Genomic DNA, 14485 nt, shown 5'->3' on the forward strand with positions numbered 1-14485 from the left:
CAATCGCATTAAGTTAATGCAGCAAGCATAAAAAACCCAACGAGTCGGAGGACACATGTCACAATCGGTTTTAGATTTTATCAAAGAAAATGACGTTAAATTTGTAGACTTACGTTTTACAGATACAAAAGGTAAAGAGCAGCACGTTTCTATTCCTCATCATCAAGCCGATGAAGACTTCTTCGAAGACGGTAAAATGTTTGATGGCTCTTCAATCGCCGGTTGGAAAGGTATCAACGAATCAGACATGGTACTAATGCCAGACGCTGCATCTGCAAAGCTTGACCCATTTGCCGAAGAAACCACACTAATTGTTCGTTGTGACGTTGTAGAGCCTAACACACACCAAGGCTATGAGCGTGACCCTCGTTCTGTTGCTAAGCGCGCAGAAGAGTACATGCGTTCAACTGGTATCGCTGACACAGTATTATTCGGTCCTGAGCCAGAATTCTTCCTATTTGACGATGTAAAGTACAAAACTGACATGTCAGGTTCAATGTACAAAATCGACGCACAAGAAGCAGCTTGGAACTCAGACAAAGATTACGAAGGCGGCAACACTGGCCATCGTCCAGGCGTAAAAGGTGGTTACTTCCCAGTATCTCCTGTTGATTCATCACAAGACTGGCGTTCAGCAACATGTCTAGTTCTTGAAGAAATGGGCCACGTCGTTGAAGCTCACCACCACGAAGTAGCAACCGCTGGTCAAAACGAGATCGCATGTCGTTTCAATACTATGGTATTGAAAGCGGACGAAATTCAAGAAATGAAGTACGTTATCCACAATATGGCTCACTTATATGGCAAAACAGCAACGTTCATGCCTAAGCCAATCGTAGGCGATAACGGTTCTGGTATGCACTGTCACCAATCTCTTGCTAAAGACGGCAAGAACCTATTTGCGGGTGATAAGTACGGCGGTCTTTCTGAAACTGCACTTTACTACATCGGCGGTATCATCAAACACGCTAAAGCAATCAACGCATTCACAAACCCTGCAACTAACTCATATAAGCGCTTAGTACCAGGGTTTGAAGCACCAGTTATGCTTGCATACTCTGCACGTAACCGTTCTGCATCAATCCGTATTCCAGTGGTTCCATCTGAGAAAGGTCGTCGTATCGAAGTACGTTTCCCTGACCCAGCGGCAAACCCATACCTAGCATTCGCTGCACAGCTGATGGCTGGCCTTGATGGTATCCGTAACAAGATCCACCCTGGCGATGCAATGGACAAAGACTTATATGATCTACCAGCTGAAGAAGCAGCAGAGATCCCAACAGTTGCAGCATCACTACAAGAAGCACTTTCTAGCCTAGACGCAGACCGTGAATTCTTAACTCAAGGTGGTGTATTCACTGACGACCTAATCGATGCATATATCGGTCTTAAGTCCAAAGAAGTGGAAAAACTGAACATGACAACTCACCCTGTTGAGTTTGAAATGTACTACAGCGTTTAATCGCGCAATTAAATCATATGTGTTCTCAAGCCCGCAATAGCGGGCTTTTTTATGGTAAAGCCGCGTGTTTCATACTAAAGTAAAGCTGTGTAAAATAGATAAGAGGCGCTTAAGATGAGTCGTATTCTGTTGGTATGTAGCCTAATACTAACTTTTTGCGCCAACGCGTCACAGCCGCAAGTCTACCGTTGGAAAGATGAAAATGGTAACTGGGTGTTCTCTGATGTACCCCGCCAAGGCTCAGAAAAAGTCAGCCTCAACAAACCTATCAGCATACCAACAACAGACACATCCGTGCTAACCCCAAAAAAAGAAAATAAAGCGCTAAACTACGAAGTAAAAATTTCTTCTCCAAGTCATCAGCAAACGTTAAGAGAAAATACCGGCACGGTTTACGTTACTGGACAAGTGACCCCTGTATTTAGCAGAGGGCTCACTGTGCAGTTATCTTTAGATGGTAAATTAGTCAGCGACAAACAAACCAACACCACCTTTGCACTAAGAAATATTGACCGTGGCGAGCATCAACTCATTATGTATCTTTACGACGAACACGGCGCGAGAATTGCAACCAGCACTATGAGCACATTTTACTTACACCGCGCAAACCGCATTAATCCATAGCTCACGACATATCCACGTGTTATAGTGCACCAAGTTGGTGCAAAACAATAAATAGGTGATCCATCATGGTACAAAGTACCCATCCATTTTTGAGTGCGTTGTGGCATAACTTAGCAACATGCGTGCTATTGTTGGACAACAAATTTGTTATTCAATATGCCAACAATAGCTGTAGCGAATTATTTGGTCTTGGCCTTAAACGTCTCATAGGACTCTCTATCAATGATATCTTTAGCCATCATCATATTGACTTTGAACGCTTAGCTCAGTACACGCTCAATGACGGTGTAGACTGCCAGCAGCATAGGGTTGACGTGGTTTTTGTCGATAATCGCGCAGCAACACTGAACCTTCATGCACGTAGATTAAACCATCAAAATGACACCTACATCCTGCTTGAATGTCGTCGAATAGATGACGAAGTTCGCTTTGATCAAGCATCCAACCAAATGCACCAATATCAAGCAGCCAGAACCCTGATCCGAGGGCTGGCACATGAAATTAAAAATCCATTAGGCGGTATACGCGGAGCGGCGCAATTATTGCAGTACGAGACCTTTCAGCAAGAACGAGATCAGTGTGCGCAGCTGATCATAGAGCAGGCAGACCGATTAACCGAGTTGGTTGATAAGTTACTTGGACCAAATCAGTTACCGAATAAAGCATCATGTAATATTCACCAGACGCTCGAGTCGGTCCTAAAGCTCAGTATGTTAGATAATGCCAGCCGTATATCGCTGTCGAAAGATTACGACCCTAGCATACCCGACATAGTGATCGACCAGGCAAAAATTCAGCAAGTAGTATTAAACATTGTTAGAAATGCTCAACAAGCATTAGAAAAAAAAGCCGATGGTTGTATAACGTTAACAACGCGCATTAAACATCGCATGCGCCGAGGTGAACGACTGATGAAAAAGGCGTTACTGATCCAAATTACTGACAATGGTCCTGGTATCGCTGAGGAGCTAAAAGATACCTTGTTCTATCCAATGATCACCAATAAAGACGGTGGTTCTGGTCTTGGTTTATCGATTGCGCAAACCATTGTGGAGCAGCATGGTGGCTTGATTGATTGTGACAGCTGGCCTGGACATACCGAATTTAATATTTACTTGCCGTTTGACAACAACGGCACGGGAGCAAGTAATGAAAACAGTTTGGCTCGTTGATGATGATGCCTCGATACGGTTTGTATTAGACAAAGCGCTGTCACGCGCTGGTTTCTCTACAGAAAGCTTTGCCAATGGGCAGGATGTACTAACGGCTTTGTCATATAGTCAGCCCGCAGTGCTGATTTCTGACGTGCGCATGCCTGGTATGGATGGTATGGCGCTACTTGAAGAGATATCTACGCAGTATCCAAATCTACCTGTGATCATTATGACGGCGCATTCAGACTTAGACTCTGCCGTTAATGCCTTTCAAAAAGGCGCTTTTGAATATCTGGCTAAGCCATTTGATCTCAATGACGCGACTTCTTTGGTTGAAAGAGCTTACCAAGCTAGTCAGCAAACTCGCAAAACAAAACGTCAGGTTCAAGAACAAAATCATCCAGATATCATTGGTGAAGCACCTGCAATGCAAGAGGTATTTCGCGCCATTGGTAAGCTTTCGGCCTCAAGTATGAGTGTACTCATAAACGGTGAATCTGGCACAGGCAAAGAACTCGTCGCAGGCGCATTACATAACCACAGCCCCAGAAAAGACAAAGAATTTATCGCACTCAATATGGCTGCCATTCCCAAAGATTTAGTGGAGTCTGAACTTTTTGGTCATGAGAAAGGCGCTTTTACTGGTGCTGATAGTATGCGCCGAGGACGCTTTGAACAAGCGAACGGTGGCACCTTATTTTTAGATGAAATTGGTGATATGCCATTGGATGTGCAAACACGCTTGTTACGCGTGCTTGCTGATGGAGAGTTCTATCGTGTGGGCGGACATCAAAGTGTTAAAGTGGATGTGCGTATTATTGCTGCCACACACCAAGATTTAGAAGCGCTAGTAAAAAAAGGACAGTTTCGAGAAGACTTGTTTCATCGCTTAAACGTCGTTAGACTGAAGCTTCCTGCGTTGAGAGAACGCACCGAGGATATCCCCAAATTAGCGCAACATTTTCTTGCTCGTAGCGCTAAAGAACTACAAACGGACTCGAAAATTCTCAGTGATGAAGCCATTGACAAGATGCGCCTATACCACTGGCCAGGTAATGTACGCCAGCTAGAAAACACCTGCCGCTGGTTAACGGTTATGGCACCGGGCGATCTCATTGGTGCACATGATTTACCTGAAGAGCTAACAGCACATACACCAAACGAAGAGGCGCAAGGTGATTGGCTCGATGCTTTCCAGCAATGGCTAAATCAAGAACTAAAGCAAGGCAAAGAAAATATTTGGCCAGCAGTGCAAGCGCAACTTGAGGTACGTTTAATTAAAACGGCACTTAGCGCCTGTCATGGCCATAAACAAGATGCAGCATTGAGAATTGGTTGGGGCCGCAATACTCTCACACGCAAATTAAAAGAGAGAAATATTCAAGATTAACGCATTCGTTGGCTGCATAACCAGTTGTGGCCAACTATCTGTGCGACATAAAAATCTCATTGACCACATTGGCAAAAATAGCCACTATCTTAAGCACCAAAATACAACTCGGTTGTCTTATGAAATTACTTGAAAATGTACCTCTTATTAAACAGCTCGAAATTATCAACCGTCTAAACTTTTTTGCTGATTTTAGCCTTGCTGAAAGACAAGTATTATTGGAGTCTTTTAGCCGTCTTTATTTAGTCAATAGTGGTCGCCATGCCTTTAAACGCTTTGAATTAGACAATCGACTTTTTATTGTTTTGAGCGGAGAGTTTGTCATTTTCAAAAGCAACGAATTACAAGAGTTAGGACGTATTTTACCTGGGGAATTTATCGGCGAAGGTGCATTTATTTGTCACCGAGAGCACTCAACTAGCGCCAAAGCTATCAAAGACAGCATACTACTGGCCATTACACCTGATGCCATGACACGCCTACCCAATGTGATCAGAGAAAAAGTCAAAGACAAAATCATTGAAGGCATGAGTTTGCGGATCAATAAACTCAGTAGTTTTATAGAAGATAGTATATAAATTATTGAGGTCTTAGAATCATAATAAATAATGCAAAGGCCCACCTTGATAGGCCTTTGCACTTGAACGATTAAACTGAAAGTAACTGCTCAAAAGCGTTAAATAGTTTATCTAGTTCTTCAATGGTGTTGTAATGCATACAACCGATACGCACTACACCACCCTTATCCATTACTCCTAGCTGTTCACACAAACCTTGCGCATAGAAGTTACCATCCCATACACACATGTGCTTTTTACCCAAAAACTCTGACACTTCGCGTGGCGTAAAGCCATCAAACGTTAAGGCAAATGTTGGTGTACGCTCAGCTAAACGCGCTCTATCTGCGATACCAAATAGCGAGATCTGCGGAAGCTGCTCAAGGCGAGTTAGGAAATAGTCACTGAGAGCCATTTCATGCTGTTTGGTTTTAGCAAATGCTATGGCTAAACGCTCACGACGCGGTGTATCTTCGCTCATGCCACTAAGTGAGGCGATGTAATCAATTGCAGCGATAACACCGGCTAACCCTTCAAAGCTTTGCGTGCCCGTTTCCCAGCGACTAGGAATAACATCTTTAGCTGGCTCAACTTTATAAGGTGTAAACCCTTCTAAGTGCTCGCGCTTACCGTAAACTATGCCAACATGTGGACCAAAAAACTTATAAGCAGAGCATGCCAAGAAGTCGCAATCAAGGGCTTGCACATCAACCAGTTCATGTGGCGCATAGTGCACCGCATCCACATACACTAATGCACCAACTTGGTGCGCAAGTTCAACTATCTGTTTGATATCGTTAATAGAGCCCGTGGTGTTGGACGCATAGGTCACCGCAACTAGCTTAGTGTTGTTGTTCAGCAAGCTTTTATAATGCGCTAAATCAAGTGTGCAATCATCTTCGCTAATGCGAACGGCTTGAACTTTTGCACCTTTGTCTTCCGCCGCTAGTTGCCAAGATGACACGTTCGAGTAATGATCTGCATTGGTCACAATGACTTCATCACCCGCTTGCCAATGACGAGAAATAGCACGGCTAAAGCTAAATGTAAGGCTAGTCATGTTGGCACCAAACACGATTTGCTCTTTGCTGGGCGCATTCAACAAATCAGCTACAGCTTGGCGAGCATCATTCATCAAGTTCACAGTTTTTTCACTTGAGAAGAATGCACCACCCAAGTTTGAATTGTAATAGCCCAAATAAGCAGACATGGCGCTCAGCACAGACTGTGGTACTTGTGCCCCGCCTGGTCCATCAAGAAAAATAGGTGATTGACCATTCACTTGCTGCATCAATGCCGGAAATTGGCGTCTTAATTGTGTCAGTTCCATAGGTTGCTCTTAAGCTGTAAATACAAAACAATCTAGGTAGCCTACTTTATCGGCATCTAATTTGTTCATTGGTGTGGCGTTGTGCCAAACCTGACGGTCATTGATCAAAGCAAACAAACCGTCTTTGATCTCCATTTTAAAGCAAGGCTCAGACTCTTTGTTTTCGTATACAAGCAACTCGCCACCGGCGATATTTTCATGAGACACCCCACACACGCACACATGATCAAAACCATCTTGGTGAATGCCTTCAGGTGCCGGTGGTGTATCTGACTCAATGGCTAGCATACGGAACTGATGCACTTCAATGTCGCGTTCATCACTGATACCAGTCATTTGCTTAAATTCGTTAAGCAAGTGCTTAAAGCCATCGCTATTGACCAAGTCGGCTTCTAAATTTTCGTATACGCGCTCAACGTTACCTTGGAAGGTATTTATTGAATCATCCTGAACAAATGCTTTGCTTGGCTGCACTGAAACTGTGTTGTCAGCAAACTTTAAAACTGAGTAACGGCGTTTACGGAATGCACCATCTGCGTATGGGTTGTCGGGAAGTTGATTAAATGAGGGCTTAACTGCTTCGATATGCGCTTGCTGGATAAAACGCAGTTGAAGCAGATTCTGGTTGTTTACTGCTGTCATCTTGCTGCCGCCTATTAATGTGAAATTAGCGACAATTCTAATTAAATAAAAAATAAATTCTGTTTAATTTACCTATCATCTAGCCTTAATTTTAGATTAAAGCTCTAAACTAACGAGAAATAAAGGTTATTCAATCCAAAAATACCAGAGCATTTTTTAACCGCATTAAAGGTACAAAAAAGCCGGTGAATTCACCGGCTTTTTTAGCAAAGCTAAGTTATTAAACTGCTTGCTGAATAATCACACCGTCAGCCTTTTTAGTGTACTGAGGCATCTTGTGGAAGTTCAAGTAACGGTACGTATCTGCTGCCGTTGCGTTGATCTTCGCCGCGTATTCTTGGTACTCAGCTGGCGTAGGTAGTTTACCTAAAATTGCAGCTACCGCGGCAAGCTCTGCTGACGCTAGGAATACGTTTGCGCCTGTACCTAAACGGTTAGGGAAGTTACGCGTAGAAGTAGACACAACGGTTGCTTTATCAGCAACGCGCGCTTGGTTACCCATACACAGAGAACATCCTGGAGTTTCGATACGCGCACCCACACGACCAAAGATACCATAGTAACCTTCGTCTGTTAGCTGATCTTTATCCATCTTAGTAGGTGGTGCAACCCAAAGCTGAGTTGGGATACGGCCAGAGTAACCATCAAGTAGTTTACCTGCCGCACGGAAGTGACCAATGTTAGTCATACAAGAACCGATGAATACTTCATCAATCTTCTCGCCCGTTACGTCAGATAATAGACGTGCATCATCTGGGTCGTTTGGCGCACAAAGAATAGGCTCTTTGATGTCAGCTAGGTCGATTTCTAGTACGTGCTTATACTCAGCATCTTTATCCGCTTCCATCAGCTCAGGGTTTGCCAACCACTCTTGCATCGCTGTGATACGACGCTCAATAGTTCGCACATCCCCGTAACCTTCAGAGATCATCCACTTAAGCATCACGATGTTTGACTCTAGGTACTCAGAGATAGACTCTTTAGATAGCTTAACTGTACAACCCGCAGCTGAACGCTCTGCTGATGCATCTGATAATTCGAACGCTTGCTCAACTGTTAAGTGCTCAACACCTTCGATTTCAAGGATGCGGCCTGAGAACTCATTGATCTTACCTTTCTTCTCAACAGTTAGTAGACCTTCTTTGATACCGTAGTAAGGGATAGCGTGTACTAGGTCACGTAATGTGATACCCGGCTGCATTTCACCTTTAAAACGAACCAAAATTGATTCAGGCATATCTAGAGGCATTACACCTGTTGCCGCTGCAAATGCAACTGCACCAGAACCCGCTGGGAATGAAATACCTAATGGGAAACGCGTATGAGAGTCACCACCAGTACCTACTGTATCTGGTAACAACATGCGGTTTAACCATGAGTGGATTACACCATCACCAGGACGAAGCGATACACCGCCACGGTTCATGATGAAATCAGGTAATGTATGGTGCGTGTTCACGTCGATAGGCTTAGGATATGCTGACGTGTGACAGAATGACTGCATGGTTAAATCTGCAGAGAAACCTAGACATGCTAAGTCTTTTAGCTCGTCACGAGTCATAGGACCTGTAGTATCTTGCGAACCAACCGTCGTCATCTTAGGCTCACAGTATTGACCTGGGCGAACACCCGGCATGTTACAGGCTTTACCAACCATCTTCTGTGCAAGGGTGAAACCTTTGCCAGAATCAGTTACAAGCGCAGGCTTAAGGAAAATATCTTCAGCGCCTAAGCCTAGAGATTTACGCGCTTTGTCAGTTAAACCACGACCGATGATAAGAGGGATACGACCACCTGCACGCACTTCATCAAGAATTACCTCTGACTTAAGCGAGAAAGTAGAAATAACTTCATCAGTGCCGTGACGCTTAACAACGCCTTCGTAAGGATAGATGTCAATTTGGTCACCCATGTTGAACTCATCAACATTTAGCTCGATTGGCAATGCGCCCGAATCTTCCATGGTGTTGAAGAAGATAGGTGCAATTTTACCGCCTAAACACACACCGCCAACACGCTTGTTAGGTACGAATGGAATGTCATCACCCATAAACCAAAGTACTGAGTTAGTTGCCGATTTACGAGAAGAACCAGTACCTACAACATCACCTACATAAGCCAGTGGTAAACCTTTTGTTTTTAGTTCTTCTAACTGTGAAATTGGACCAATTTCGCCGTCTTTATCAGGAGTGATACCATCACGTGCGTTTTTAAGCATTGCTAAAGCGTGCAGAGGAATATCAGGACGTGACCAAGCATCAGGTGCAGGAGACAAATCATCAGTGTTAGTTTCACCTGTCACTTTAAATACAGTCACAGAGATTTTTTCAGCTACAGCAGGCTTGTTAAGGAACCACTCAGCATTAGCCCATGATTCGATAACTTGCTTAGCAAATTCGTTGCCTGCTTTGGCTTTTTCTTCTACGTCATAAAACGCATCAAACATCAATAATGTGTTTGAAAGGCCCTTAACAACGATTGGTGCAAGTGCTGCATCGTCAAGTAAATCAATCATAGGTGCGATATTGTAACCACCTAGCATAGTACCTAGCAGTTCAGCTGCGTACTCTTTGCTTACTAGTGGAGACTCAGCTTCACCCTTAGCAACCGCTGCTAAAAAGCCAGCTTTAATGTATGCTGCATCGTCCACACCTGGTGGTACACGGTTAACTAAAAGGTCTAAGATAAATTCTTCTTCACCTGCTACAGGTGATTTTACTAATTCGATAAGATCTGCAGTTTGTTGTGCGTCTAACGGCTTAGGTACGATCCCTTGCTGTGCGCGCTCTTCTACATGTTTACGATATTCTTGAAGCACAATTTTGCCCTCTTGGTGACGTGAATCGGACTGCTTATGTTTTTCACTACAAAGCAACAACCGATAAATTCCGGTGACTAATTATAAAGCCTTTGAGTATAGATGAAAATCTCGCAACTGAAACGACTCTAAATAGTCACTATAAATACTATGAATGACCAAGTGCAAACAAGTATATTTTCATGAATATTTAGTAACTAGGAATCATTCGCAATAAATAGAGTATGTCAGCAGAGATTTGCTTTTTATCACTCATTATTTATTTTTTCATTTTTTTCTACGTTAGGATTGATTTAGGTACAAATGGCACTGTATTTAACAACACAAAAGGAAGTAACAATGAAACTAAAAAAGACGCAACTTAAATCACTAACACAACAACAATCTGCATTAGTTAAAGGCGCTTGTAACGCTAGCACAGGTCAAGTAGTACCGCCCCCTTATGCACAGAACATTATTACTGAACCACCGCATCAATCGCGCTAGCAATTTACTTTCATTTTTAAATAAAAAGACAGTTAAGTAGCCACTTATACTGTCTTTTAGCTATTAGCAGAATTTGTTTATCCTGCACCGAGTTTAATTAGGCTTAGCCTGCTCAATTAATAACTCGGCAACACGCTGTTTAACAGCTCGTTTATCACTCGTCGGCACACCAAACCTCGCAGCTAACAGTTCAATTTCCTCATTACTCAAATTAAACGATAAGCGTTGGCGGGTCTTTTTAGATTTAACTTCTAAGCCAAGAATTTTTCGGATCATATCTGATGGTGTTAATTCTTGATCAATGGCTTGTTTTTTGATTGATTTTTGCACTTCGCTACTGAGATCAAACGCCATTTGCGTCGCCCTAACAGCTTGCTCCTGACGTAGCCATTTCGCTTTTGCATCACTCACTTAGTCGCTCCCAGGAAACAATTCCACAATATCAGATACGGGCCTAGTTAATGTTAATGATACATCCGTATGACCACCATCCCAAATTTCGATATTTAGTCCATGGTTTCCATCATTCGACTCCAGACAGAGCATTTCGCAAGGTTCTCCCCCCTCTTGCTCATATCGTGGCAGTGCTTGCCCTCGATAATCGTGCTCATGAAAATAGCTCACAAACGGCGCTTCAGTCTGCTTGTAACTGGTCGCTAAAAACTGGCTAAACTGTTCTGGTTTATTTGCTACGGTAATTTCAGTTAATGAGTCTTCATCAAAAATCCTCGCAAACTCATCTAATGTAAATATCTCATCTACATCATCACGTTGAATTTTTATTGAAAAATTAGCCCACTGCTCACCATCTTCTTGCTCAATTTGCAAAAATACAACTTGCCCCGAGTTATTCTCAAGTACCATTTCGTATTCAGCACTGTGCTGATATTGGTAAGTATTTACAGCTACAACTCTAAGCGTTTGTCCTTTAAGCCACTGAGGGTAAGCAAATGAGTCTATCAAGGTGAGCATATCACCCGCTTTTAACTGCGTAGGATCACTTAATTGACGTGTTGGCTGTGTCTTTTTTTTAAATAGATTAAACATACTTTCACCTATAAAAAGTAAAGGGGTAAATTAATTACCCCTTCTTCGCGACCAATTAATTGCCTTTTTTGGCTTTTATACGCGCTAAGATATCCGCACTACTTGAATTGGTGCTGCCAATTCCAGCTTCAGCCATCTTCGCTTTTAAGCCGTCGCCATTTGTTTCAGCTTCAAGCGCTTTTGCGGCACCTAATTGATCTTGACGATCTTGTTGGCGCTGTTTAATTCGCTCCAAAGAAGCTTTTGCTGAAGTCATCGCTGAACTATTGGTGTTTAATGTGCTATTCACCGCCATAGTTGCCTGTTGAACACTTTCAGTGGTCTTTACCATGCTCAATTGACGCTGATTTTCTTTGATAGACTTTTCAGCCTCTTTAATCTGTTGTTTTAGCACTATAATATGCTGACTAAAACCACTTAATACTTCTTCATGTTCCGCTTTTTCCGTTTCGAAATCACCAATCTTCTCAGCAATCTCTAACGCCAGAGCTTCGTTACCTTTTTCGAGCGCTTGACCTGCATAGTTTTCATGCTCAGCAATCGAGTCGTTCAGCGCACCGATCTTACGAGTCGTTTGCATTTCTTTAGCCATAACCTCAGTTAGACTACGCTTTGCTTTTTGAAGTGCGTTTTTTGCATCAGCAATTTCTTGTTCAAAAATACGAATACCATTGGCATCAACGATAGCTTCACCCACTTCACGTGCGCCGCCACGAACTGCTGTAAATAATTTTTTTAAAATGCTCATAATCTTAACTCCTAAAAATACCTATTTAGTCATTTAAATAAGGTGTAACTGCGTCAAGTGCTTCAATCGCATTATCGGCAAGGGTGACTAACTCATGGGTAATGTCATCGAATGAAGAGTTAACAGATAACGCACCAAAAATCGCGTAACGATTATCTACTTTCGCAAACGCACTTAATGGAATAGGTACATTTAAGCGTAATAATGTCTCGTTTAACTCATTTTTAAGATCTTCTTTCACTTCTTCATCTGCGAACAAGTAACTAATGCACAGCAATTGCTCTTCCGTCTGCGTCACAAAAATAGGCAATTCATCATTACCATCAACAATCACCTGCAATACATCCTGTTCACCAGGGTTAGCTATCAAAAAAGACTCAAAGCCTACTCCTTCAGTTTCAAAGGAAGCTAATTTTATTGAAAGTTCATTTAATTCCATTTTATCACCTTGTTAAGTTGACATATTATGTCGTAGTTAAGATTTGCACGGTTGACATAATATGTCAACCATAAAACTAGTTTTTATACAATTCGCTTTCTAACTGCCACGCTTGACGGTAGTAATCATACAATCTACCTGAACCTAATTGATTGACTTCAATTGTGTTTTCAAGTTCAAAAAATAGATTGGGAAAAATAAATGCCGCCAGTAAATAATCGCGGCTAGCCCAGCGAGATGAGACGGGAAGTTGCGTTTTTTGTGCAATGCGCGTACTCGCTGAAGCACCAGCCTTCGTTGCTATTGTCCAGCCCCACTGCCCAAATGAAGGAACGTTTTGCTGATACTGCTCTACAAAGCTAAAGCCTGCTACTTTCACTGTTTTTGCGATACTAATAAACGCTTTTTTCGCATGGTATGGCGATGTAGATTGCACGACCATCGCCCCATCTGCCGCAAGCAGTTGACGCAAGTGATTATAAAAATAATCACTGTACATCTTGTTTAAATCTGGGTGATTAGGGTCTGGCAAGTCGACTATGATGGTATCAAACATCTCACCTGCTGCTAGCAAACGCTCGACTTCTAAAAATGCATCTGCAACTTTGATTTTGGCTCTTGGGTCTTCCATTGCATGCATATTTAACTTGGTCAACCGTTCAACAATCTGCTTGGGAGGATGGTAGCGTGAATCTTGATGACCAAATAGGTTTAATAATTGGGCGTCTAAGTCGACCAAGGTAACATGCTTGACGGGCCATTTCAGCACATCACGCAACGCTAAACCATCACCACCACCAATGATCAAAACCTTGTCGTGACGGTTTGAAGCAAGCATAGCGGGATACACTAGCATGGTGTGATATATTTGCTCATCTACACTTGAAAATTGCAAGCGACCATTCAGATACAGATCAGTAATTGGCTCATTTTGGTTTCTGCTTAAGCGCTCAGTCAACACCACATGTTGATATTTCGTGGCTTGTGAATAAATCACCTTATCCTTATACAACACATTACTTAGCTCTTTCATCCAACCGCTGCCAAAGAGCAATACAAACGCGAATAGCACCAGCAATAATACATGACAAAGTAGTAACAGACGGGCAAAACGAACATATTGATGATAGCGCCAAAGAAACACTAACCCTGCAACTATATTGAACAGTGCGGTCCACGCTGCGGCTTGCATAATGGGCATAGCCAGCATAATGCTAACCCAAATTGCGGCGCCTATACCTGCACCAATATAATCAGCGCCATAAATTGTGCCTGCATTGTTTTCCAAAAACCGACCATAAACCTGCTGACGAATACGGGCTATCAGTGGAATTTCCATGCCTATTAACATGCCCAGCAATAGGCCAAATACGTAGGGTAAAAAGCGTGAAATTTCTTGGAGTTTCACAAATACATAGCCATCTAATACGATATCAGGCGGAAGATTGAAAATCTCAGAGAACATATGAGGTAACGAGTAGCTAACAGCAATGACGCTGGCGATTGCCAGAATACAGCCCATTCCTACAAGAGCGATGAGGCTTTCAAGCCATGCAAAAGCAGTAAATGCATCTTTAAACCAACGTGCCAAAAACGCCCCGATCCCCATCGCTACGATCATGGTGCCAATCATGGCATAGATAGCGCTTTCCACTGAACCGAGTACACGTCCAGCGTAGTGAGAAAGTAAATATTCATAAATAAGGCCACACCCGGCAAGTATGGCCATAACAGAAATAAGTAAAATATCATGCCCAAACAAGCCGCGCTTGCTTGGACTAAGAACTG

At 42.8% G+C, this 14485-nt stretch carries 14 protein-coding genes; 6 read left to right on the plus strand and 8 right to left on the minus strand.

Annotation, left to right across the window (positions count from 1 at the left end; translation table 11 throughout):
* Window positions 1-55 precede the first annotated feature (55 nt).
* The 5 genes from glnA (at window position 56) to HC733_RS08820 (ending at window position 5208) form a co-directional block, all read left to right on the plus strand.
* On the plus strand, window positions 56-1462 hold the full coding sequence (gene glnA / locus HC733_RS08800) for a glutamate--ammonia ligase (RefSeq protein ID WP_190364679.1): 1407 nt from the start codon (window positions 56-58) through the stop codon (window positions 1460-1462).
* 114 nt (window positions 1463-1576) lie between these two features.
* Entirely contained in the window at window positions 1577-2086 is a 510-nt protein-coding gene (locus tag HC733_RS08805; protein ID WP_190364680.1) for a DUF4124 domain-containing protein, read from the plus strand.
* 65 nt (window positions 2087-2151) lie between these two features.
* The gene (gene glnL, locus HC733_RS08810) at window positions 2152-3258 is read left to right on the plus strand and encodes a nitrogen regulation protein NR(II) (protein ID WP_190364681.1); all 1107 of its coding nucleotides are present in this window, start codon (window positions 2152-2154) and stop codon (window positions 3256-3258) included.
* Entirely contained in the window at window positions 3236-4630 is a 1395-nt protein-coding gene (gene ntrC, locus HC733_RS08815) for a nitrogen regulation protein NR(I) (protein WP_190364682.1), read from the plus strand. Before glnL ends, ntrC begins: the two co-directional genes overlap by 23 nt.
* Before the next feature lie 119 nt (window positions 4631-4749).
* Entirely contained in the window at window positions 4750-5208 is a 459-nt protein-coding gene (locus HC733_RS08820; protein ID WP_190364683.1) for a cyclic nucleotide-binding domain-containing protein, read from the plus strand.
* Window positions 5209-5278: 70 nt separating this feature from the next.
* On the opposite strand, the gene HC733_RS08825 is transcribed toward HC733_RS08820, so the two are convergent.
* From HC733_RS08825 to acnB, 3 genes are all read right to left on the minus strand, one after another.
* Window positions 5279-6517, minus strand: coding sequence for a cysteine desulfurase-like protein (locus HC733_RS08825; RefSeq protein ID WP_190364684.1), 1239 nt, complete (start codon window positions 6515-6517; stop codon window positions 5279-5281).
* 9 nt (window positions 6518-6526) lie between these two features.
* Complete coding sequence (locus tag HC733_RS08830) at window positions 6527-7159, minus strand: 2OG-Fe dioxygenase family protein (RefSeq protein WP_190364685.1); 633 nt, start codon at window positions 7157-7159, stop codon at window positions 6527-6529.
* Between the two features lie 220 nt (window positions 7160-7379).
* Window positions 7380-9977 (minus strand): bifunctional aconitate hydratase 2/2-methylisocitrate dehydratase, encoded by a 2598-nt coding sequence (gene acnB, locus HC733_RS08835; protein WP_190364686.1) that lies wholly within the window; start codon window positions 9975-9977, stop codon window positions 7380-7382.
* A gap of 339 nt (window positions 9978-10316) precedes the next feature.
* Here acnB and HC733_RS08840 point away from each other — a divergent pair, with 339 nt between their 5' ends.
* Window positions 10317-10463 carry a hypothetical protein gene (locus HC733_RS08840; protein ID WP_190364687.1) on the plus strand — a complete coding sequence of 49 codons (147 nt, stop codon included), beginning with the start codon at window positions 10317-10319 and terminating at the stop codon, window positions 10461-10463.
* Between the two features lie 93 nt (window positions 10464-10556).
* Here HC733_RS08840 and HC733_RS08845 read toward each other — a convergent pair whose 3' ends face one another.
* The 5 genes from HC733_RS08845 to HC733_RS08865 form a co-directional block, all read right to left on the minus strand.
* Complete coding sequence (locus HC733_RS08845) at window positions 10557-10874, minus strand: hypothetical protein (RefSeq protein WP_190364688.1); 318 nt, start codon at window positions 10872-10874, stop codon at window positions 10557-10559.
* A complete protein-coding gene (locus tag HC733_RS08850; protein WP_190364689.1) occupies window positions 10875-11510 on the minus strand; it encodes a DUF4178 domain-containing protein in 636 nt (211 codons plus the stop codon). It lies immediately after the preceding gene.
* Window positions 11511-11565: 55 nt separating this feature from the next.
* Window positions 11566-12258 (minus strand): PspA/IM30 family protein, encoded by a 693-nt coding sequence (locus tag HC733_RS08855; protein ID WP_190364690.1) that lies wholly within the window; start codon window positions 12256-12258, stop codon window positions 11566-11568.
* A gap of 25 nt (window positions 12259-12283) precedes the next feature.
* Window positions 12284-12697 (minus strand): YjfI family protein, encoded by a 414-nt coding sequence (locus HC733_RS08860; protein ID WP_190364691.1) that lies wholly within the window; start codon window positions 12695-12697, stop codon window positions 12284-12286.
* A gap of 76 nt (window positions 12698-12773) precedes the next feature.
* On the minus strand, window positions 12774-14426 hold the full coding sequence (locus HC733_RS08865) for a polyamine aminopropyltransferase (protein WP_446727629.1): 1653 nt from the start codon (window positions 14424-14426) through the stop codon (window positions 12774-12776).
* Window positions 14427-14485: the final 59 nt, after the last annotated feature.

Origin of the sequence: Pseudoalteromonas sp. S16_S37, from assembly GCF_014694405.1 — a bacterium.
Classification (GTDB): domain Bacteria; phylum Pseudomonadota; class Gammaproteobacteria; order Enterobacterales; family Alteromonadaceae; genus Pseudoalteromonas.

Coding starts and splice junctions, on each gene's coding strand:
- glnA (WP_190364679.1), top strand. CDS start 56: ATGTCACAATCGGTTTTAGATTTTATCAAAGAAAATGACGTTAAATTT.
- HC733_RS08830 (WP_190364685.1), bottom strand. CDS start 7,159: ATGACAGCAGTAAACAACCAGAATCTGCTTCAACTGCGTTTTATCCAG.
- HC733_RS08850 (WP_190364689.1), bottom strand. CDS start 11,510: ATGTTTAATCTATTTAAAAAAAAGACACAGCCAACACGTCAATTAAGT.
- HC733_RS08825 (WP_190364684.1), bottom strand. CDS start 6,517: ATGGAACTGACACAATTAAGACGCCAATTTCCGGCATTGATGCAGCAA.
- glnL (WP_190364681.1), top strand. CDS start 2,152: ATGGTACAAAGTACCCATCCATTTTTGAGTGCGTTGTGGCATAACTTA.
- HC733_RS08820 (WP_190364683.1), top strand. CDS start 4,750: ATGAAATTACTTGAAAATGTACCTCTTATTAAACAGCTCGAAATTATC.
- HC733_RS08855 (WP_190364690.1), bottom strand. CDS start 12,258: ATGAGCATTTTAAAAAAATTATTTACAGCAGTTCGTGGCGGCGCACGT.
- HC733_RS08805 (WP_190364680.1), top strand. CDS start 1,577: ATGAGTCGTATTCTGTTGGTATGTAGCCTAATACTAACTTTTTGCGCC.
- HC733_RS08865 (WP_446727629.1), bottom strand. CDS start 14,426: ATGGCCATACTTGCCGGGTGTGGCCTTATTTATGAATATTTACTTTCT.
- ntrC (WP_190364682.1), top strand. CDS start 3,236: ATGAAAACAGTTTGGCTCGTTGATGATGATGCCTCGATACGGTTTGTA.
- HC733_RS08860 (WP_190364691.1), bottom strand. CDS start 12,697: ATGGAATTAAATGAACTTTCAATAAAATTAGCTTCCTTTGAAACTGAA.
- HC733_RS08840 (WP_190364687.1), top strand. CDS start 10,317: ATGAAACTAAAAAAGACGCAACTTAAATCACTAACACAACAACAATCT.